Source organism: Helicobacter macacae MIT 99-5501, from assembly GCF_000507845.1.
GTDB lineage: Bacteria > Campylobacterota > Campylobacteria > Campylobacterales > Helicobacteraceae > Helicobacter_B > Helicobacter_B macacae.
Genome location: NZ_KI669455.1, coordinates 67,441 through 87,555, shown reverse-complemented (window position 1 = coordinate 87,555; position 20,115 = coordinate 67,441). Strand labels below are relative to the sequence as shown.

At 41.0% G+C, this 20,115-nt stretch carries 19 protein-coding genes; 3 read left to right on the top strand and 16 right to left on the bottom strand.

The genetic code is table 11. From position 1 onward, the window contains the following. Window positions 1–19: 19 nt before the first annotated feature. From HMPREF2086_RS07880 to HMPREF2086_RS07800, 16 genes are all read right to left on the bottom strand, one after another. Window positions 20–637, bottom strand: coding sequence for a hypothetical protein (locus HMPREF2086_RS07880; RefSeq protein WP_023928238.1), 618 nt, complete (start codon window positions 635–637; stop codon window positions 20–22). Then, the gene (locus HMPREF2086_RS07875; RefSeq protein ID WP_023928237.1) at window positions 624–1,472 is read right to left on the bottom strand and encodes a DNA-methyltransferase; all 849 of its coding nucleotides are present in this window, start codon (window positions 1,470–1,472) and stop codon (window positions 624–626) included. The genes HMPREF2086_RS07880 and HMPREF2086_RS07875 overlap by 14 nt, the downstream gene beginning before the upstream one ends. Before the next feature lie 179 nt (window positions 1,473–1,651). Beyond that, window positions 1,652–1,759 carry a DUF1561 family protein gene (locus tag HMPREF2086_RS12545; protein ID WP_408605744.1) on the bottom strand — a complete coding sequence of 36 codons (108 nt, stop codon included), beginning with the start codon at window positions 1,757–1,759 and terminating at the stop codon, window positions 1,652–1,654. Window positions 1,760–1,779: 20 nt separating this feature from the next. Then, on the bottom strand, window positions 1,780–3,696 hold the full coding sequence (locus HMPREF2086_RS07865) for a DUF1561 family protein (protein WP_023928236.1): 1,917 nt from the start codon (window positions 3,694–3,696) through the stop codon (window positions 1,780–1,782). Window positions 3,697–3,820: 124 nt separating this feature from the next. Next, the gene (locus tag HMPREF2086_RS07855; RefSeq protein ID WP_023928235.1) at window positions 3,821–4,489 is read right to left on the bottom strand and encodes a DUF4276 family protein; all 669 of its coding nucleotides are present in this window, start codon (window positions 4,487–4,489) and stop codon (window positions 3,821–3,823) included. Next, the gene (locus HMPREF2086_RS07850; protein ID WP_023928234.1) at window positions 4,489–5,559 is read right to left on the bottom strand and encodes an AAA family ATPase; all 1,071 of its coding nucleotides are present in this window, start codon (window positions 5,557–5,559) and stop codon (window positions 4,489–4,491) included. The genes HMPREF2086_RS07855 and HMPREF2086_RS07850 overlap by 1 nt, the downstream gene beginning before the upstream one ends. A gap of 615 nt (window positions 5,560–6,174) precedes the next feature. Next, entirely contained in the window at window positions 6,175–6,543 is a 369-nt protein-coding gene (rmuC, locus tag HMPREF2086_RS07845; RefSeq protein ID WP_023928233.1) for a DNA recombination protein RmuC, read from the bottom strand. Window positions 6,544–6,596: 53 nt separating this feature from the next. Beyond that, window positions 6,597–7,316 carry a uracil-DNA glycosylase gene (gene ung / locus HMPREF2086_RS07840; RefSeq protein ID WP_023928232.1) on the bottom strand — a complete coding sequence of 240 codons (720 nt, stop codon included), beginning with the start codon at window positions 7,314–7,316 and terminating at the stop codon, window positions 6,597–6,599. A gap of 122 nt (window positions 7,317–7,438) precedes the next feature. Then, a complete protein-coding gene (locus tag HMPREF2086_RS07835; RefSeq protein ID WP_023928231.1) occupies window positions 7,439–8,188 on the bottom strand; it encodes a hypothetical protein in 750 nt (249 codons plus the stop codon). A gap of 246 nt (window positions 8,189–8,434) precedes the next feature. Further along, window positions 8,435–8,929, bottom strand: a complete 495-nt coding sequence (locus HMPREF2086_RS07830; protein WP_023928230.1) for a flavodoxin — start codon at window positions 8,927–8,929, stop codon at window positions 8,435–8,437. Between the two features lie 193 nt (window positions 8,930–9,122). Then, window positions 9,123–9,446, bottom strand: coding sequence for a CRISPR-associated endonuclease Cas2 (gene cas2, locus HMPREF2086_RS07825; RefSeq protein ID WP_023928229.1), 324 nt, complete (start codon window positions 9,444–9,446; stop codon window positions 9,123–9,125). Further along, window positions 9,409–10,650 carry a type II CRISPR-associated endonuclease Cas1 gene (cas1, locus tag HMPREF2086_RS10970; RefSeq protein ID WP_023928228.1) on the bottom strand — a complete coding sequence of 414 codons (1,242 nt, stop codon included), beginning with the start codon at window positions 10,648–10,650 and terminating at the stop codon, window positions 9,409–9,411. Before cas1 ends, cas2 begins: the two co-directional genes overlap by 38 nt. Before the next feature lie 5 nt (window positions 10,651–10,655). Continuing rightward, window positions 10,656–14,006, bottom strand: coding sequence for a type II CRISPR RNA-guided endonuclease Cas9 (cas9, locus tag HMPREF2086_RS07815; protein ID WP_023928227.1), 3,351 nt, complete (start codon window positions 14,004–14,006; stop codon window positions 10,656–10,658). Between the two features lie 144 nt (window positions 14,007–14,150). Further along, complete coding sequence (locus tag HMPREF2086_RS07810; protein ID WP_023928226.1) at window positions 14,151–16,022, bottom strand: ATP-binding protein; 1,872 nt, start codon at window positions 16,020–16,022, stop codon at window positions 14,151–14,153. A 54-nt stretch (window positions 16,023–16,076) separates the two neighbouring features. Next, on the bottom strand, window positions 16,077–16,322 hold the full coding sequence (locus tag HMPREF2086_RS07805) for a hypothetical protein (protein ID WP_023928225.1): 246 nt from the start codon (window positions 16,320–16,322) through the stop codon (window positions 16,077–16,079). A gap of 67 nt (window positions 16,323–16,389) precedes the next feature. Continuing rightward, entirely contained in the window at window positions 16,390–17,262 is an 873-nt protein-coding gene (locus HMPREF2086_RS07800; protein ID WP_023928224.1) for a class 1 fructose-bisphosphatase, read from the bottom strand. Window positions 17,263–17,467: 205 nt separating this feature from the next. Here HMPREF2086_RS07800 and HMPREF2086_RS12380 point away from each other — a divergent pair, with 205 nt between their 5' ends. The 3 genes from HMPREF2086_RS12380 to HMPREF2086_RS11220 are packed head-to-tail and all read left to right on the top strand — an operon-like array spanning window position 17,468 to window position 19,234. Beyond that, window positions 17,468–17,602 carry a hypothetical protein gene (locus HMPREF2086_RS12380; RefSeq protein ID WP_267902087.1) on the top strand — a complete coding sequence of 45 codons (135 nt, stop codon included), beginning with the start codon at window positions 17,468–17,470 and terminating at the stop codon, window positions 17,600–17,602. Further along, complete coding sequence (rpe, locus tag HMPREF2086_RS07795) at window positions 17,596–18,243, top strand: ribulose-phosphate 3-epimerase (RefSeq protein WP_023928223.1); 648 nt, start codon at window positions 17,596–17,598, stop codon at window positions 18,241–18,243. The genes HMPREF2086_RS12380 and rpe overlap by 7 nt, the downstream gene beginning before the upstream one ends. Window positions 18,244–18,283: 40 nt before the next feature. Continuing rightward, on the top strand, window positions 18,284–19,234 hold the full coding sequence (locus tag HMPREF2086_RS11220; protein ID WP_023928222.1) for a 3'-5' exonuclease: 951 nt from the start codon (window positions 18,284–18,286) through the stop codon (window positions 19,232–19,234). Window positions 19,235–20,115 lie beyond the last annotated feature (881 nt).

The following is a 20,115-nucleotide window of genomic DNA, read 5'->3' as shown; positions in this document are numbered from 1 at the left end:
GTTCTTTCTTGCGCTAGGTTTATAGCAACTTGCCACCGTATAATTCTTTGTTGTTGCTATTGTATTCTAGCTTTAGTTTTACCTCTTTTTCATACATATCCACTATGTGAAATTCGCCATTTAGTAGCAACGCACTTCCATTTTTGTATGTCAAAAAGCAAATGACTAGATGAGAGGCATCATAGAGGATTTTAGAATGTGTGGAGGGGGAGTAAAAAAATGAACGCAGTGTTTGATTTTGCTTGCTTTGCTCGCAAGTCTTTAGCTCGGTGTAAAAGTATTGATTTTCAAACACGACTAATCCGTCAGGATAGCCACTTTCTTTGCCTTTGCCCTGCGTGTCTTTTGGCTTTTGGTAGTCTAGCCCTACGCCTTTGCACTCTATGGCAAAAAGATTTGCCACGATATTGCCAAACTCATTTGGACGCCCGCTAAACTCGATATTATTCACAGGCGTTATGGTGTTTTTACACGCACTTTTGAGTAAGCCTAGCAATCTAGCGTTTTTAAATTCTAAAACCTCGTGTTTTTCGATGTTTTTGATTACTTCTCTAAATGGAAATCGCTTGTTGTTTAGCTTGCTAATCGTGCCAAGTTTGACATAACTTTCATTGATAGATTGCTTAGAATAATCCATTTTCTACCCTCGTGTTTTTTATCCGCTCTTTTGCGAAATCTAGGTAGCTTGATTCTATCTCGCAGCCGATGAAGTTGCGCCCTAGCTCTTTGCAGGCTACACCTGTCGTGCCAGAGCCACAAAAAGGGTCTAGGACAATGTCGTTTTGATTGCTCCACGAGTGCAAATGGTCGCGTGCTAGCCACAGCGGAAAAGTCGCAGGGTGTTTTATGGATTTGCACATATTTTCCTGCCCTGAAGTGTTGCCTTTCCAAATATTATAGCGCATACCAAATTCTGAAATCACGCGCTTTTTTTGCTTTGTGAAGTTGCCATCTTTCTTGCGCGTGGTGTTTTCGCCAAATGTCGTATACCCCGCATAGACATTTTTCCTATCCATAAGTGGATTGAATGTCTTTGGCGTGCCTTTTGAGAGGACAAACATATACTCAAACACCTGATGATAGCGCGTCTTGCTAGGGTTTGAAAAATTGTTTTTTTGATAAATCATCGTATCGTGGATTCTAAACCCTATATCTTTGAAATGCAGTGCCTGCCTAAAGCTACTCAAACTCTCACTGCCATTTACCACAGAATCCCCCACAATCCACACCATTACCCCGCCATTTTTTAGCACGCGAAAGAGCTCGCCCGCAATAGCTTCAAAATCAAAGCTAAACCCCTCATAATCGCGCAAATCATCATAAGGAGGCGAAGTCAGCACAAAATCAATGCTTAGTGGTTGCAAGGTTTTTAGCGTATCTTTTGCATCGCCTAGCAAAAACAAAGGGAAGTCCTGCAAGTTGCTAGATTGGCTTATAGAATCTGTGTAGCACTTTTGCGAAGCTAAAGTCATTTGTGTCCTTATGGCTAATATTTCGCGCAATTATACTAAATTTTGCCTGCATTTATTTTGGCAAACAAAAAGCATTTTTTAAGAATCGCGCTTGTGCTTAGAAAAATAAGCCTAGCACAAAAATGGTGCAAAATCCCAAAAAGCATAAGGGCAAAAATGATGAGGGCTATGAAATCCAACTACTCCAAGCATCGCCCGCTAGCACATTGATTTACAAGCGCACTTGTAGGAGTTGCGCCACTACCGCGTCTATTTTCGCCCTCGCCCGTGCAGTTGCTAAGCGAGATATTGCTAGCAAATGGATTTGCTAGCAGTCCACGCGCACAAGTAGCGCGATATTTGTGATACTAAAGCCATATTCACTAAATCTAGCCAAAAACTCGCCTCTATTGCGCAAAGGCGTAGTAAAAATGCGAAGTTCCTCCGCACTCATTGGCACATTTGTGGGGATAAGCACCACACCAGCACTTGTCCTTATAGCCACCATAGCGTGTCCTCCCTCTTGCTGCGCGCTCTGCATACGAAGTAGCACTACAAATGCACTTCCATAAGCCGAGCCAAAGATAGAATCTATCACGCGAGGAATATCACTCTGCCCTTGTGCACGAGTGGTGATTGCCCAATCATATTGTGGCAAAAGTGCGATTGCACTCATTAGGGCTAGGTTGTTATTGTAGTCAAACCTCATTTGCTCTGTGATAGTAGGACTCTCCGCATAAGCAGGAAACCAGCGGACAATGTCATCTAGCGTGTGATAAAGCAATGAATTGCGCGATTCAAAGGACACAAAGGGATTTGCGCCCATTTGTGTATTAAAGAAATATCCGCCACTTTGGCGCGGAACTCGCGGATTTTCCAAAATTTCAGCGATGATTTGAAAAGATTGCAACAAGCATATACCGCACACACCTACGCTACTCTCCCCACTATCACTCGTGTGGATAATCGCCAAAAGCCTAGCAAGCCAAGAATTGTTTATGACAAAATCATTAGGAGGGTTTTTTAGATTTTGTGGGGAATGTGTGTTTTGCGGATTTTTATGTGGAGATTGATTTTTAAGCTGATTTTTGGGTGGATTTTGTTCTGTGTTTGTGCTTTTTGTCGTTTCATTTGAGGGAGCTGGGCAAAATGGCAGATTATCCCCGATATTTGCATAGATAAATCTAAGCCAATCCTGCGTATCTTTGTCGATGATAAAGCGCGAAGTAGGGTAGTTTGCGCTATCTTTTAGCAGATATTTGGGCGCGACAATGTATGGCGTCCCCCAATGAATCCCCGTGCTAGTTACGCGCAACGCCGCGCCTTGAAAGTTTAATAGGACAGATTCAGCCTCGCTAACGCGGATAAATCGCCAATAAGCGCGATTTTTGCTAGGAGCTTTTGCGTCCGTGCATTTGCCCCACCAAGCCCAGCTCCACTGCGCCCCACCCAAATCCGCATAAAGGCAGTTTAGCCCCTTATAGTCGTCATATTGCGCGATATGTCCGCTCTCTAAGTTGTAATACAAATCCGTGGTGTTTCTGCTAGAGCCGTTATTGTAGAGAAAATATCGCTGTGTGCCCTCTCTCGTGGTGTAATCCCACGCTAGGGAAGTGAGAATGCTAAGATTTGTAGGACGCGCAATGGTGCTTAGCCATTCACTCATCGAGGTGTGAATCCTACTTAGCTTTAGGCTTGTATCACGCAAAGTCGTAGCATAGAGATACGCGCCGTCATCTTTTATCACATAGCTTTCATCAAGCGAGTAGAACAAGTCATTTTTGAGCTTCCACCGCTGTTTTTTATCATTGATGACACAGGGCTTTAGCGTTAGGTAGTCCTTATCTTTGCGCTTTGTTTGCGCTACTGATTCGGGAGCAGTCAGGCAAAGCCAAGTATCCTCTACATTATAAGCGATTCGCCCAAAGACATCGTATCTCGCGGGTTTTGCCCAGCTCGTGCGACAAGTGCCAATCACAGCATAAACACTCCGCACATCGGGCATATAGCAACGAATCTGCCCATTTTCATCAAGGACTTTGATAATGCTATCTTTGGGCGAATCGGCTAGTTTTTGGGGAATGGGCGGGGAAATTTGGGTGAGATTAGGCTTAATATTTAAGTGCGGTGGATTTGATGATAGATTGGGCGGATTTGGGGCAGATTCGCCACCACTCATCGCACACGCAGAAAATAGCAACGCAAAGAGCATAAAGATTAAAATCCTAAATATCGCAACAACCATAAAGCCCCTAAGTAAAAATATTTATGGCAATTTTATCGCAACACTTATTAAATTTGCGCATTTTCCATTTCATTTTCACTTTGGATTTTACGAAAGCACTGCTATGTCATAGTGTTTATAAATATTACAACGATGCAATTTTCTTACACCACTCATTGAAATGGCTACATTTTTCTCTTATGTGTGTAATGGTTATCTTTTCAGTAATAATTTTGCCGTGCAAAACCTTTCTATATGTTGGCAATATATTTTTTAGTCTATGTGATGGGCTGGTTTGTAGAGAGTTGTTAATCAATTCTGGGTTGTTAAATTCATCAATAATCGCTTTAAGCCCAATAAAGTAAGATTTATTATTGCTCCACTCTGTGTCTGCCTGAATAATTTTATCAATATCACTAAATAGCAGACTTTCAAATTCATAAGGCTGAATATGCGGGAAAAATCTTTGGTAGCAGTCGTCACTATCATTTATATCCTCATAAAAACCCTGCTCTAAAATAGCGACTTTCTCATAAATATCACCATTTTGTTTGTCATATTTTGGAAAATCATTAGGCAGGGCATAATAATCAAAAAATGTGCTTACAAAGGCTTCTTTGTGATTAAGCAGGGCTAGAATCTCTTTTTTTATTCTATGATATTTCAAACCGCCACCCTTGTGTCCAGCGGAAGTTTTTGTAACTATGGGGATAAGACAATGTTGTGAATTTATATTGATAAAGTAGGGGGCTAAAACTTGCCTAATAAATACTTCCTCACTTTGTCCCTCACAAAGTATATAAACTCTTTTCATTAAGGACGACCGCCTATGAGATTACTTTTCCAAATTTCGCCTAACGAATAATCTTTTAGCCAAGATTCCAAGTCAGTAGCATCTAATCTTTTAAAGGTGGATTGATTGTCCATTCTATCCACAACAATAATATCTTGTGGCTCAAAATAATTGATAAGTTCTACTGATTGCGAAGAAATAATGATTTGTTTTTCTTTACTTGCTCGCTTAATCAAATCGCTTAAAATGCAAAGCGCGAATGGGTGAAGCCCAAGCTCAGGCTCATCAATGATAAGTGTATCTGGCATTAGCTCAAAAGGCTGCAATAATAAAGTCGCAAGAGCGATAAATCGCAATGTGCCATCTGATAAATAATGCGCCTTAAATGGCGTATCCGGGTCTGTTTTATCAAACCATTCAAGCTGAATATATTCATCATCTCTTAGCACAAATCCACCGAAAAATGGTGCAACCATTTGTATAGTTGCTATGATTTGCTCGTAATGCTGTGTGAATTTATCTTTAAGCATTTTAAGATAAGGTGCTAGATTTTCAGCATCTTGCTTAAAGATAAGATTATCAATACTAGCACTTTTTCCTTTCATTTTTGAAGTATCGCTTGTATCGTGGAAATGATAGATTTTCCATTTGCTTATATAGTAAGCAGAATATATTCCGACAGCTTTAGACCTAGCATAGCTTCCAGCTTCACTAATATGGCTTTCTTCTAAGTTATTGCCTATCAAATACTCGTGCTTCAAAAAACCTACATATTCACTTTCAATCAAGAGTTTATTTTCTTGAGTAGGACTGATAGTGACCTTGTATGAATTACTATCAAATTGAAATTTAAAATAAATTTTGTCTGTCTGCTTTCTACCAAAATATAAAAAATTATCAGGAGATTTGCTTTGTGTGTAAAGTTGCAATCTCTTATTATACATTTCATTAAGTAGTCTAAAAATAGAGATAAAGTTACTTTTACCCACCCCATTAGCACCAATAAGAATATTTAATTTTGTAAGTGTAAAATCCTCCAAATATTTAATAGATTTGTAGCCTTGTATAGTAATCATATCTACTTGCGCCATTTTAACCCTTTAATACTTTTTGGTATTACGCTACCATTTTAAAAAGTGTGGAATTGTATCAAATTTTGCTTAATTTAATTTGTAATATAAGCACAATATTTCAAAAAGAAGGCAATGTGGAAATTTCGTGCAAAATCAAGCATTGTAACCTATTACACCTTGCGTTCTTTTTATATATCCTCATCATATCTCTTTTAACTTCTTGTCGCATTTGCTCCAGCTCTTTGGGTGTGAATTGTTTTTCAGTTTCTTTTGCAAGTTTAGTTAATCCCCACTCATCAAGCGTTTTAAATTCATTGGGCTAGAAAAAGTCGAGCAAAGAGATAGAGAGAGCAATATGCGTTGGTTTTATGCCCTGCAAGGGCTTGGGGCACTGAGTGCGTTTATATTTATCGTAGGGAGTTTGGGGATATTTGCCTACCTTGTAGTGTAAGATAAGCCAAATGCTTGGCTATCGCTTATCCCTGCGATTATTACCTCACTTGCCAGACAAAGTTTTATTCTAAAAAATACCACAAAATTACCAAAGGACAAGCAAATCTCATAAGCGCAGTGATAAAAAAGACGAAAATGGCTAACCTTGCTTTTTAGTGTAAATCAATATACCACAATGTACTACTTTGAATCTCTTTCAATATCATACAAAAACTGCGATATTGTAACAAAGATTTTAAAGTCCTTGCACAACAATTCAAATTTATCATAAATTTTCTCCATTTCGCCAAACGCTTCTTTCACTTTCTCATCGCTCTCCACATAAGTCCAGCTAATGTTTATTGTTTTAAGTGCCATAAATAGCGTGTGTGGCGTGGTTAGATAGATTTGTTTGTTAAAAGCATATTGATAAAGCGTTAGCTCAGCATTCAATGCCAAATCCAATATTATTATATGGCGCAAAAAGTAGCATAAAATCATAGATTCGCGTCTGTGCGAATCGTGGATTTTTGCTGGTAAATTTTTTATAAGGTTTTTTAGCAAGTTCATCTATGCGTGATTTTTGTTGGAATTTTGATTTGATTCTAAGTATATTAGCAGTGTTAGCCTAAGGGTGGCAAGCTCCAATCAAATGCTTCCTTGCCCATTTCTATAAGCGCGGTATTTGCCTTTGCAAACACGCCACTGCCGACAAAGCCTTGCGCTAGAGGGCTAGGATGGGCAGCTTGCAAGATAATGTGCTTGCTAGAATCTATGAGGGTTGCTTTGCGCTTTGCGTAGTTACCCCATAGCATAAAGATAAGCCCCTCTTTTTTGCTAGATAGTTTTTTTATCACACTATCGCTAAACGCCTCCCACCCGAAGTGTTTATGTGAGCCTGCTATGCCTTTTTGCACAGAAAAAATCGCATTTAGAAGTAGCACACCTCTTTGAGCCCAAGCACTCAAATCCCCGTGTCTTGGTGGGAGAAATCCAAGTGAGATTTGCAGCTCTTTGTAAATGTTTTTTAAGCTAGGTGGAATAGGCACACCTAGTGGCACACTAAAGCTTAGTCCCATAGCCTGTGGCACTTCGCGCTTCACTCCCTCACTATCAGTGATAAACACACTCCCGTGATATGGGTCTTGCCCTAAAATTACGATTTTGACATTTTGTGGGGGAGTTAGATTGAAAGCATTAAAAATAAGATGATTTGGTGGGAAAATGGTTTGGTTGGATTTTAGTGCGTTTTTGTAGTGGGCTACTATATCGCCAAAATATTGTTGCGAAAACTCATCATCTAGGAAATCCACCCATTGCTTTGATAGTGTCTTTGGTATCATTGTGATTTGTGGTGCTTGGCAAGGTTTTGGCAATCTTTGTGCTAGATTGTGGGTGGCGTCTGCTAGATTTTGTCTAAGTAGATTTTACTTAGCAAACGCGTTTATGAGCTATTTTAGCCCCATTAGGCAAGTGCGCCACCACTTAGGTAATTCATCAAATGGATTTTTTGCACAAGCTGTGCGATAAGCCCGCGCATCTCACGACTAAGATTGTCGTTTTTTATCATAGAGTCAAAATCCTTAAGCGATATATTTGGCGATTTTTCACTCAAAAAATCCACCATCATCATTTCATCGCGGTTGATTACGCCGTCATTGTGAAGCTGGCGAGCCATAGCCTTGAAGCTATCAGCATCAATAAGTGCGTTTTTGAAATACGATTTTGCCCTCATAGCCGCGCTAAGCTCATCTGATGGGGTAAATGTATCTTCAAGTCGACTTATAGATTGCACACCTTGCTGTGTTTGAGCGGTATTTTGGGTATCGCTTACTTGGTTTATGTTGGATATTTGGTTGATTTGGCTTACTAGATTTAGCGCGGAGTTTTGCTCATTTGCAGGGTCGTGGATAAAGTCTTGCAAAGTTGGCAATGTGTCTTTTTCCGCGCTGTTGTAAGGGATTTTGCTATCAGTTTTGCTATCTTGGGTGGTTTGAGGGTGTTGCTGCGTGTTTGTTTTGGCAGAATCTCTAGCAGGAGTAGTCGCACCACTTGTGTCTAGGTGGTTTTGGGCTTGGCTTATGTCTTGGGTAATATTTTGCGCTGGGGTTTGTGGCAGGGTAGCACTCTGTGGGGCATAGCGACTTGCAAAAAGCTCGGCTAGCGCGGAAGTATCTGTCCTGCTTGTGCTAGAAATACTACTAATAGGGCTCATAGGAAAATCCTTTTTGGGAAATAAATTAAGGATTTTAAGCAAAATATATTCCCAAAGTGTAGCACAAAATCCACAAAAAAGCAAAATCTTAAAATGAGCGAAAAACAAAAAAAGTAGTAAAAAAATAGAAGTGAAAAGCCAAGCTAAAGCAAGTTTAAAAATAAAAAGCCTCCAAACCCTCGCTCCGCCCTAAGCTAAAAGCGTAAATGATTTGGAGGCACTTGAAATATTTTAAGGCAAAGAGTCTTACGCAAAGCTACCTTTGATAGAATCTACCCAAGATGAGATTCTGCTATCTGTCTTGTCATCTTGATTGTCTTCATCTATGATAAGCCCTACAAACTTGCCATCTACCACCGCTTGAGAGTCGCTAAACTCATAGCCGTCTGTGGAAGTTTGTCCTACGATTTTGCCTGCTTTTGCTTTTGCGTAGATATGAGAGATACCATCGGCAAAAGTGTCGCTATAAGTGTCTTGGTCGCCAAGTCCTACAAGCCCGATAGTTTTGCCCGAGAAATCGCCATCGCTAAGCGAGCCCAAAAAATCGTCCCAATCGCTTTGCAAGTCGCCACTACCATAAGTAGGAGTTACAAGCACAAGGTTTTTGAACCCTGCAAGTTGGTCTTTGCTTGCGTTTGCCACATCGATTAGCTCAGCATTTCCTAGTGCGCTAGATACTTTCTCTGCTACGCCTTTAGCGTTTCCGCCATCGCTTCCATAAAAGATTCCAATCTTTTCCATTGTGTGTCCTTTCTATGAATAAAATTTAGAAACGATAAATATGCCAAATTTTCTTAAATAATGCAATAAATCCACACATTTTTAGCGCAAAATCACACAAACTTTAAGTCCAAACTAAGCCTAAGCCACCCCCCTAGCCCACCACCCAAAGCGCAAAACAAACGCACAAAATCCACAAAAAAAGCAAAATCCGCTAAAACAAAGTCAGCTGTCTTGGGGCGTTTGCTCTCTCGCATTCACTTTTTTGCCCTAGCAGAAGTCGCATATTATCAAACTGCTTCTCTGTAAGTATCAAAGCGCGGATATGCCCTTTGCGCGGGAGGTAGAGATATAGCCTATCAATATGATTGTTTGCGCTTGCTACGCCTTTGCAGATGCGCATATACACGCTAAACTGCAGCATCATAAACCCCTCTTTGATTAAGTCTTTGCGAAATTTCGCACTTGCCTTTCTGTCCTCTTTGGTAGAAGTTGGCATATCAAACATCACTAGCACCCTCATAAATTTCTCTTCCATTTGAAATATCCTCCATAAATACAGGCAAATCAAACCCTAGCCCGCTTATGTCGCCATTTGATTCTATGAGCTTTACTAGGCTTTGTATGCAGACGATTACAGCACGCATAAGCGGGTAGAGCTTGCCTTTGTTTGTGGCGTTTGAGAGACTTTGGGTATGTGTGGCGTGCGCTTGTGTAGCAGGGGCAAAGCAGAGCATACACACTTGTGTGCTTAGGATTTGAGCTAGCTTTGTGCGGTTTTGTAGAGATAGCTCGCTAGATTGCCCAAACTCACCCAATGAGAGCATTTCCGCCACTAGAGAGTCTACAAACGCACGAAATGGCTCGATGATGTCATCAGCTAGGTTAAATGGATTAAACGCGTTTGCGTGGGATAGCCCAAGTGCGGGGTTTAGCCCGCTACTAGAGAGAGTGCGCACGATAGCCGCCCTCACTATGGCATAGCCATAGTTCAGCGCGGAGTTTATGATAGCATTTGGCGCGCTATCTTTTGTGTCTGCCGCGTCTACTGCACTATCGCTATTTGCCATTTGGGCTTCTTGGGCTTGTGTTTCTAGTCCATTTATCGCGTTTATTTGACTATTTATATCACGCATTCGTATGAAGCTATTCCCAAAAAGTGCTTTGAAGTAGATTGCCGCAGCTTTTGCTTCATTGTAGGTAGAGTCTCCTAGCTGGACAGATTTGGCTAGGCTTTGGAGAGAATCTATCGCTTTTGTCTCATTTGGTTTGGCTAGCTTTAGGGCGGAGCATTGATTGGTGATTTTGGATTTTATGATTTGCTGCCAGATAATGCTTTTTGTCTGCTTTTTTAGCGCGATTTGAGACTCAAGCACGGATAGCGAGCGATAGTGCCCCAAAAATGGCGTAAAAATCCCGCTAGGCAAGTGCGAGCTATCACACGATATAAGTGCGACTTTGTGCGTAGAGAGTGCGTCTAGCAGAGCGGAGCTAAGGGTTATGCGCGGGGATTCTAGTATGATATAGGCAATATCAGCTAGTGGGATAGCTATGCTATCTTTTTTGTCGCTTTTATAGGGAGAGTATATATCACTCAAGTTATCGCTATCTTTTGCTTCTTTGTGTGCTAGGGCTTTGTGGTGGCTAGTAGATTCTTTGCGCTCTATGATTAGTCGCTTGGATTCTAGTCGCAAATGCGCAGGATTGCTTATAAATAGCGTGCGAAAATGCGAATCAAACATTTTGGCTATCCTTGCAAGAATCTTTTTGGAGTGGATTTCAGTGCGATAGGCTCTCGCTCTTTGAACTCTGCCTTGCTTACCTCGCCAAGTGGCGAAACCTGCCATTTTTCAAAGACTTTTAGATTTTGGATACCTATGCTTTTACCCGCAACTTCTTTTGGTGTTGCAATGTTAAAAAGCAACCTTTGATTGTCCGTAAGAGTAGCAAAATGGTTGTCGTGTTTTTCGACTTTGATTTGCCCACCCGAAGTGTCAAATCCAGCAAAATAACACAACTCCGCCTTGCTCATTTCCTTTTTCTGCACCAAAATCAAATCATCTTTAAAAAGGCTAAAACAAAATTCATAATTTGAGTCCATCGGTAGCCAATCTTTTATCACGCCAGATTTATCTTTGCCACCCACTACGGCTTTATTTGGCAAAATCCCAAGTGCGAAATCCATCGTATAAATTGGCACACCATAAAATTTGCCACTTACTTTATGGCGAAAAATATCCACGCGCACCATTGTGCCATTATCGGCGATTTTGCTACCGATTTGGCGGACTTTGCCTAGCTTTATGGCGCGATTCACACCCTCTTTGCCGCCATAGGTTTTTAGCAAATCTTTATCATCAATGCTACTAAAAGTCTCTTTATGCAAAGCACCTCTTGCGCGTTTTCTAGGTGGTTTGCTGACAAAGATTCCGCCCACTTTTTCGCCCAAAGCCTCACTATTTATTGTCATATCATTTTCTCTAGATTCAAGAGATTGTCCCAAAATCTTACGCTTTATAGCCTGACGAAATGCCTCATTGTTTTCAAAGCCACTTGGCGAGAAAAATCTGCGTGAGATTTTATACTCGGCTGATTCTATCTCTTTGGCGATAAGCCGAGCTTTGTTTTGCTCTTGGGTTTTCTTAAAGTCGCTAAAAGCCTTTATCACGCTATCATTCACATAAGCGATGATTATCGCATCTAGGGCGTGGTGGAGGTGGTTACTTCTATCTTTTGATTCGCTATTCTCGCCATCTAGCAGAGTATTTAGCCCCCAATAATGCCTCATAGTCGCCGTTAGTGAACCATTTACCACACTTATGTGTTTTTTGCTTCCCTTTTCGCCGCGCCCTAGCGTGGTATCCTCATTTTCTGCTAGGGGGCAAAACTCAATAAATGCGTCTGTATAGCTAGCACTAAGTCTAGCGATATAGCTTGTATCTACGATATTTCGCGCGATAAACCCAGCTTCTTTGTTTGCAAAATTTTTGTTTGTGATGCGATTTTTCTTTGCCTTTGGTAGTTTTTCGATACGCCCTAAAATCTGATTCCATTTGCTAATATCTTTGCCAAAGGCTTCATAAGGCGTTTGATTTAGCTTGTTTTGATTGGCATCTGTAAAAACAAGCACTTTGTTATTTTGGCTATCATCATAGCTTCGCGAGTATGGGTAGATATGGTCGATTTGCAATGTGCTTTCATCACGCAAATCACTTTGTGTGATTTTTTTACCACTATATACGCAAAATTCGCCTTGCTCTTGCCAAAGTTTGAGTTTAAGGATATTTTTGCCACTTGGGATTAGCCCATATTCCTCACACCTTTTTCGCGCTTCTTCATTTGCCTTAAGCCTCTTGTTTTGCTCGGCTATGATTTCGCCCCGCTCTTTGCTACTCACACCCGCTTGGCGAGTAAATTCTAAATGAATCTTATGCACCTTGCCGTGTTTTTTAAGCAAAGCATTAAGCACTTTGCGATACTCTGCCAAAGCCCTTGCCACTACGGGATTTGCTAAATCTTTCTCATATTCTATTAGAGGTGGGAGGCTATCGCCTTTTTGCGTCTTTTTGGCTACTTCGACTAGTCCCGCTTCTCTCCACGCTTCATCATAGCGATAGATTTTATCATCTTTATCCCCGCGCATAAGGGGTAAAATCGCCTCCAATGCCTTAAAACTCAAATCAATAAATTTATCAAAACTTAGCTCACTTAATTTCTCTCTTTGCTCATCATTTAGGCTTTGATAATTGGCAAGTTTGGCTTTTAGCTCATCTTTGCTTTTGATAAGCGCAATATCTGTGGCGATAGAATCTAGCTCGGCACGGATAAATCCCTCAAAGCTCCCACCCAAAGCCTTTCTAAATGCTTTTAGTTTGCTAAATTCTATTGCCTTTGCTTTTTCGGCGTCCTCTTTTGCGTAGTCTAGTTTGGAGTCTTTGGGGAATTGTAGTCTTTCATCAAGGGCGATGACTTTGCGCAAGTTTTTATAAGTGATTTCGCCTTTATCTAGCACTATGGATAGAATCTCGCGCACTTTATCCGCGCTATATACCTCGCCACTGCGCTTTGTGATATTTGCTAGAGTGTTTATGATACGCGTAAGCGCAACAAATTCGATAGCACTTAAAGAGTCTTTTGGTGCGCGGGGTTTATCCTCATAAAAGGTGCATTTGCCGACTTTATCTGCGAAACTTTTTAGTGGGCGTTGTAAAAATGCGATTTCTAGCACCGCGTCTGCAAAATCTAGCTCTTTAAGTTTGCCATTTGCATTGATGGTTTTATGCTTTTTATCACTAAATTGAAAGCCAAATTCGCGTTGTTTGGCAAAAATAATCTCTAATTCTTTTTGCAACTCACTCTGCGCCAAACACCTAGCATAGTTTTCGCTCTTATTGCGGACATTTTTAAATTCTTGTGTGCCTCGCGCGTTTTTGGGGGACTTTGGTTCTGCCTCGCTAAAATTCCGCGCCTTTTGATAAAACTCGCCATAGAGATACTGCCCTGCGGTTGTGTAGCCTTTTTCACTCATCACTTTTTGATTTTCACTTATCGCCTTTTTGACTTTGCCACTATCATCATCGCTTGATTCTTTTGCGTGTTTGTTGCCATAGCCTCTATGCTTGGCGATATGCAAAATCACGCGGGCAAACTCATCGGCACTAAGTTTGCGCTCTAGTGATTCTGCGCGGAGCTGATATGGGCTTTTTGTTTCTTTGCTCGTGGCGTAAGCCTTTGGTAGTTCCCCTGCGGTGGCTAGATAGTCGCTACGATTTAGCCCAAACTCCTTGCAGATAAGCACTTTTAGCGCATTTAGCCTACCTTTGCGCCGTGCTAGTCGCCTACGCACTCCCCTTGCCTCACGGCGTGGCAAAGCTAGAGAACTGCCATCTTTTGGATTTTCTGCCTTTGTGAAGATTCTCACTCCGCAGTCTTTTAGCTCTCCACCCTCGACAAACGCCCAGCCAATACTCGCCACACCTATATCAAAGCCTAAGATTTTTAAGCTCTCTTGCGTGGTTGGTTGTGGGTTAGACTGCGTACTTGATTGTGTAGTAGGATTGAGATGAGATTGTGTGTTTGGATTTTGATTTTGCGACATTTCCACTCCTTAAATATTATATTTAACTTAGCAAAAACCACTCCAAGCCAAACAAAGCAAAAAAAACAAAGCCAAAAACGCAATCTCGCCCCACTCATACCCCACCACCTTACGCGCAAAAAGCACGGCAAAATCTAGCTAAATCTATATAAACCCCACACTTTTGCTACTATCAAAGTCCCCGCTTAGCTCACGCTTTATAGCTTCTATAAAGTCATCTTTGGTAAAGATAGGCTTATCTCTAGTGGCGACTTTATAGGCGGTGTTTTTTATCACTAGGGCGATTTGAGCGCCACTTAAGCTATGGCTAGATAGCTCCTTGCAGAGGGATTCTATGCTAGAGTTTGGCTCATATTGTGCGTTTTTGGGGAGGTATTTTTCCCACAGCTTGCGTCTTTGCTCCTCATTTGGTCGCCTAAACTCGATTTTGTAGTCAAACCTCCTAGAAAACGCAGAATCTATACTCTCTACAAGATTTGTCGTAGCCACTAGCACGCCACTAAATCGCTCGATTTGCTCCAAAAATATATTTTGCATTTGGTTGTGCATTTTCTCCGCGCCAGAGCTAGAGGTTATGCGCGTGCTTAGGAATTGGTCTGCTTCATCTAGTAGTAGCACGGGCTCGTTTTTGATTTTTTTGCTTATGTCGCTGTATGTGTCAAATATCTTTCGCACATTTTTTTCACTCTCGCCCACATACATAGAGAGGATTTTGGAGCAGTCAAAGCTAAGCACTTGCTTTTTTAGGGCTTTGGCTATGGCAAGTGCGCTAAGCGTTTTGCCCGTGCCTGCTGCACCGTAGAAAAGGATTTTTGCTTCTACTCCTTTGTGCTTGTCTTTTATCCCCCATTGCTTTAGTCTAGCTACCACGCTAGAGTCTACTTGCTTTAGGATAGAGTCTATCATTGTCCTAGTGGATTGTGGTAGCACGATTTCATCTAGGCTACTTTTGGGACGCAGTAGCTCAAAGATTTCTTGCTCTTCTAGCACAGAAGCTAGGGCGATTTTTTTGCTTTTTTTCTTGTAGGGCTCGCGGATAACCTTGTGCAAAATCTCTTCGGGGATATAAAATGTCCGCACGATTCCACCAAATGGATTTAGCATTTCCCCAAAGTCAAGTAGTCCTTTTTCTATGAGGGTGGATTTTTCATCAAGCAGGGCGCGGTTTTTCATTTTGTCATATTCGCTTTCACTTATCAAGTCTATGAGGTTGTTCATATCTCGGTAGTAGCCATCTCCTCCGTAGTATTCCTCTTTAAGCAACGCAAAAAATATCATCTCTTCTTTTGGGTTTAGCGCGTAGTCTTTGATGATTTTGTGTGCTGAAATCTCTTTTGTGGTGATTAGAAGTCGCTCTTTTATGCGGTTTTCTAGCGCGTTTATCTGGGATTTTAGCGCGGTGTTTTTTTTGTCATTTTGTGGGCTAAATTTGCTTGCCAAATGTATGCGCAAAAATTGGTCTTTGACATACTCTAGATGGTCATTATAAGGCGTTTCATCGGGCATTTGCACTTCGCTATGTCCTCTCTCTATGAGGCGCAAAAACGCGCTAGAGAGGCTTACCTCACAGCTTAGCAGCTCTAGCAAAGCCAAGTCCTTGATATTTGGCTGCTTAAATCGCGACATCTCACTAAGGACAATCCACCCCAAATCCAAAAGCGTGCGGATAGTAGGGAGGTGGGTAATGATTAGGGATTGCTTTGGCTTGTCATATAGTGAGTTTTGGAGGGGATTTTGAAGTGAGTTTTGTTTTTGTAGGGAATCTTTTTTTGTCGTTTTTTTGGTAGCTTTGGCAGGATTTTGCAAGTCTTGTGAAGTGTTTAGGCTATCTTGGCTTACTTGCTCGCCAAAGCAGTTGTGCACTAGCTCTATCACACCCACTTCTTGCACGCCATCTAGTAGTGCTTTTGTCATATATTGCAAGATGATTGCTTCTTGCTCTTTGCATCTCAAAAGCTCAAAAATCTTCGCTTTTTGTATGTCTTTTGTATGTAAAAAATCCTCTAAAAATTCCATTTCCTCTAGCCTTTTATGTTTATTTGCCTTGCCAAGCAAAATTATAGATTCTGTCTAAAAATCAAAATCCCCGCCTTCTTGTCCCTTGCTCATACTCTCATACACAGCACTTACATAGGATTTGCGCGTGGGACACTCTAGCATCTTCTCACACGCAAAGCAAGAATCCACCCCGCTACTTTGCTGACAATTTTTGAGACTATCTAGCTCATCTTGGAGTTTTTTCTCAAATATATCCATTGTGCCATTTGCGACTTCTGTGCTTTGTGCTATATTATCAGGGGTTTTTATTTCACTCATTTTTTATCCTTTGTTTGTCGCTATAAAATCGTTTTTCTAAAAACGCTTTTTAAACTCTAGCGTGAGATTATTTATATGCTTCTTTTACAATGGCGATTTCTGCTTTGCTGCCTAAGAAGCACTGCGTGGTATCGTGCAGTCCATCACACCCTAGCTTTAATAAAGAGCAGTGTCCATCTATGCCCTCTCCACCTGCTTTCTCATAGATAAAAGCAAATGGAAACACCTCAAAAAGTTTTCTTAGCTTGCCTTTTGGTGCGTCCTGTGTCGCAGGGTAGCTAAATAGCCCTCCACCTTTTATAAGTATCTGGTGCAAATCTGGCACCATTCCCCCCGAATATCGCAATCGATACCCTTGCGCAAAAAGAGAATCCACTAGCACCTTGTGCTTCTCACTCCAATGCTTTTGTGTCCCACCCGGTGCATTTAGCTTGCCTTTCTCTCCCAAACGCAAGGCTGGCTTTTTACGCCATTCCCCCCTAGCAAAATCATACAAAAAATGCCCCACCTCATCATCTGTGCTATCTGCCCACACTAGCTCTAAGCGCGGTCCATACACCACATAGCACGCCCCTACTATCGCACTAGAGGCAAACTCCCCTTGATAGATTCCAAATATAGAGCCCACGCTAAGGTTTGAGTCAAAAAGACTTGAGCCATCTAGCGGGTCATAAGCCACCAAAAGATTTGCACTAGAATCTTTATAGAGTGCTTCTTGTTTTTCTTCAGAGCACACTCCCTTTACGCACCCTAGCTCTAAGAGTTTTTGTTCTATGAGTTTATCACACGCCACATCTACTCCTAGCTGCATATCCCCACTAGAGTTTGTGCTAGATAGATAGCCTACATTCTGGCTTTGTAGTGCGCTATGCACAGCGATAGCACACTCTTGCAAACATAGCTTTAGTGTTGCAAAATCTATTTTTGCTTGGGCTTGCATTTTCACTCCTTTTTCATTCTTTTTCGCTCCTCTTTTAAGGGTGGGCTTTATTAGATTTTGTATGAATTTTTATATTTTTGCTAGTTTTTATAAAGGCTTAATTATATTCTTAATACACTTATGATAGCATTTAATTTTTGAAATTTATCGCTAAAACTTTTTCTACAAATATGACGCCTAAAGATACCAACCAAAAAGGCACGCGATGCAAAATCTACTTTCTACACCCTCTATGCCACTTGCACTTTTGCTTCACACGCTTTCATTTGACATATTTTTGTCTGCTCATCTTTGCTCCCACTGCGTAGATTCCACCACAAAAAGCCTGCCACTATGCTAGTCGCACCGAGTATTTTATCTAGCGATTTTTTGCGACTTGGCGAGGAGGTAGCCTCTATCTGTGAAGCGGGTGCTGATTTTGTCCATATTGACATTATGGATGGGCACTTCGTGCCAAATCTCACATTTGGCGCACCTGTGATAAAAAGCGTAGCAAACGCCGCTACAAAGCCACTAGATGTGCACCTAATGGTAGAAAAAGTAGAAAGTTTTGTAGATAGCTTCTTGCCACTAAAGCCAGAATTTATAAGCGTGCATATCGAAGAAGTGAAGCACCTACACCGCCTTATAAGCCACATACGAGGTAATGGAGTGCGTCCCGCAGTCGTGCTAAACCCACACACAAGTGAGGAAAATCTGCGCTATATTTTGCCAGATATTGATATGGTGCTACTAATGAGTGTAAATCCGGGATTTGGTGGGCAGGAGTTTATCCCTTCAGTCCTAGAAAAAGCACGAAACTTGCGCGAACTAATAGAAGCCAAAAATCCAAAATGCCTAATAGAAGTCGATGGCGGAGTAAATGACAAAAACGCTCTATCTTTGAAGCAAGCAGGTGTAGACATACTCGTAGCGGGGAGTTTTGTATTTGGTGCTAGGGATTATCGCCAAGCCATAGACTTGCTAAAAAACCCACGATAGAGATTGTAAAAAAATCGGGCTAAAGACTAAGGATATGACTTTGAGTATCGCAAAAGAGCTACAAGCAAGGCTGACAAAAAGCAAAATCTCTTATGAGGAGCTTTATGGGATTTTGCAACAATCTAGCAAGAATCAAACAAGCTACACAGATACCAAAAGCACGCACAAAAATCCACACAAAAGCACGGGAAAAAGTAGTATAGTAAAAAGTGCAAAAAAAAGTGTGGAAAAAAATCTAGGGCAGGATTTTGGGGACAGACTAGATTCTAGTTTAGATTTCACACAAGATTTTGCCAAAGATTTTGGGACTAGAGATTTTGATAAAGACTTTGACATAGAGGAAGCGTATCTACAAGTAGAGCTACTACGCGCACAGGGCTTGCCACTAGAATCAAGCGGGGATACTTACTTCCTAGCGCACAATGAACTATCGTGGAGGGAGCAGGAATTTTGCTTTGTGGATATTGAAACCACAGGGAGCAAACCACAAGAGCACCAAATCATCGAAATCGGTGCGATAAAGTGGAAAAATGGCAAAATTTTGGGCGAGTTTAGCGAGCTTATCCACGCGTATTTTGTCCCAGAAACTATCGTAGAAATCACCCAAATTACACCCAAAATGCTAGAAAACGCACGAAAAGAGCGAGAGGTTTTGCGTGATTTTAGGGAGTTTTTGGCACAGAGTGTTTTTGTAGCACACAATGTGGGATTTGACTATGGGTTTGTAAGTGTGGCTATGGAGCAAGCAGGGCTTTATAAGCTACTAAACCCAAAGCTATGCACCATAGATTTAGCCCGCAGGACGATACTTGCTAAGCGGTATTCTTTGCAGTATCTAAATGAATTTTTGGGGATAAATACGCCTACTTCACATCGTGCCTATGCTGACGCGCTAACCGCGCTAAAGGTGTTTGAAATATCGCTTTTATCGCTGCCAAAATCTGTGCGCACAACGCAGGATTTGATTGATTTTTCAAAAAGTGCTATGTAGGTTTTGGGAATATTTTGGGGGTTTTGAGGAGATTTTTGGTGGGTTTGTGGGGTTTGCTGAAGTTTTAGTTTGCTTTGGTGTATTTTGATGATTTTTGATACTTCTAGGGATTGGTGGGGATTGCTTGCTTATTTGATTTTGTTGTTTTTTATTGCTAGTTTTTATGCTCTCATAAACCAAATTTTTGTGTCATATTTTGGTGAAGTATATTTGTCGCCTATTATAGCTAGAGATTATCGCTATTTTGTGATTTGCTACTCTGTCGTTGCTGTCTTTATTGCTGTGTTATAATTGCTACCTTGTCATTGCTGTCCTTGTCATATTGAGCATTAGCGAAATATCTCTTTATTGCTTTTAAGTATTTGGTGGAGTATCTTTTATCAGCAAATTTTGCTTGACAAAAATATTAAAAGGCATTGTGTGAGGTGATATGACTTTGGAAGTTGGTAAAGTAGGTTAAGTAGGTGTATTTAAGTGTAGTATGTTTAAGTATGTGTAAGGTAAAAAGTAGAATCAAAAAAGAAAACGGGCAGGTTTAGGGATTAGCTCAACACAATCCATTCATTGCGTTTTACCCCTTGCGGGACCCTGCGGGATTTCCTGCTTCCCTTATTTTAGCCGCTTGTTAGACTCTCTATGCTTGATTATCTCGATTTTATGGGGATTTTGGGCTTTCAAAAACTCTCAAATGCCGATAAAATCGATATATTCTCACAGGATATTTTACCATAAGAGAATTTAACAAGCGGCTAAAACCAAGAAACTTTATCAATGAGACGCCTTGTTATTTTACCATAAGAGAATTTAACAAGCGGCTAAAACTGCAAATGCACTGCTCTTTACTGCTTCCAAATTTTACCATAAGAGAATTTAACAAGCGG

What these genes read in the sequence shown, in the direction of transcription:
- HMPREF2086_RS07880 (WP_023928238.1), bottom strand. Translation starts at nt 637, where the DNA reads ATGGATTATTCTAAGCAATCTATCAATGAAAGTTATGTCAAACTTGGC.
- HMPREF2086_RS07875 (WP_023928237.1), bottom strand. Translation starts at nt 1,472, where the DNA reads ATGACTTTAGCTTCGCAAAAGTGCTACACAGATTCTATAAGCCAATCT.
- HMPREF2086_RS07865 (WP_023928236.1), bottom strand. Translation starts at nt 3,696, where the DNA reads ATGGTTGTTGCGATATTTAGGATTTTAATCTTTATGCTCTTTGCGTTG.
- HMPREF2086_RS07855 (WP_023928235.1), bottom strand. Translation starts at nt 4,489, where the DNA reads ATGAAAAGAGTTTATATACTTTGTGAGGGACAAAGTGAGGAAGTATTT.
- HMPREF2086_RS07850 (WP_023928234.1), bottom strand. Translation starts at nt 5,559, where the DNA reads ATGGCGCAAGTAGATATGATTACTATACAAGGCTACAAATCTATTAAA.
- rmuC (WP_023928233.1), bottom strand. Translation starts at nt 6,543, where the DNA reads ATGAACTTGCTAAAAAACCTTATAAAAAATTTACCAGCAAAAATCCAC.
- ung (WP_023928232.1), bottom strand. Translation starts at nt 7,316, where the DNA reads ATGATACCAAAGACACTATCAAAGCAATGGGTGGATTTCCTAGATGAT.
- HMPREF2086_RS07835 (WP_023928231.1), bottom strand. Translation starts at nt 8,188, where the DNA reads ATGAGCCCTATTAGTAGTATTTCTAGCACAAGCAGGACAGATACTTCC.
- HMPREF2086_RS07830 (WP_023928230.1), bottom strand. Translation starts at nt 8,929, where the DNA reads ATGGAAAAGATTGGAATCTTTTATGGAAGCGATGGCGGAAACGCTAAA.
- cas2 (WP_023928229.1), bottom strand. Translation starts at nt 9,446, where the DNA reads ATGGAAGAGAAATTTATGAGGGTGCTAGTGATGTTTGATATGCCAACT.
- cas1 (WP_023928228.1), bottom strand. Translation starts at nt 10,650, where the DNA reads ATGTTTGATTCGCATTTTCGCACGCTATTTATAAGCAATCCTGCGCAT.
- cas9 (WP_023928227.1), bottom strand. Translation starts at nt 14,006, where the DNA reads ATGTCGCAAAATCAAAATCCAAACACACAATCTCATCTCAATCCTACT.
- HMPREF2086_RS07810 (WP_023928226.1), bottom strand. Translation starts at nt 16,022, where the DNA reads ATGGAATTTTTAGAGGATTTTTTACATACAAAAGACATACAAAAAGCG.
- HMPREF2086_RS07805 (WP_023928225.1), bottom strand. Translation starts at nt 16,322, where the DNA reads ATGAGTGAAATAAAAACCCCTGATAATATAGCACAAAGCACAGAAGTC.
- HMPREF2086_RS07800 (WP_023928224.1), bottom strand. Translation starts at nt 17,262, where the DNA reads ATGCAAGCCCAAGCAAAAATAGATTTTGCAACACTAAAGCTATGTTTG.
- HMPREF2086_RS12380 (WP_267902087.1), top strand. Translation starts at nt 17,468, where the DNA reads ATGCAAAATCTACTTTCTACACCCTCTATGCCACTTGCACTTTTGCTT.
- rpe (WP_023928223.1), top strand. Translation starts at nt 17,596, where the DNA reads ATGCTAGTCGCACCGAGTATTTTATCTAGCGATTTTTTGCGACTTGGC.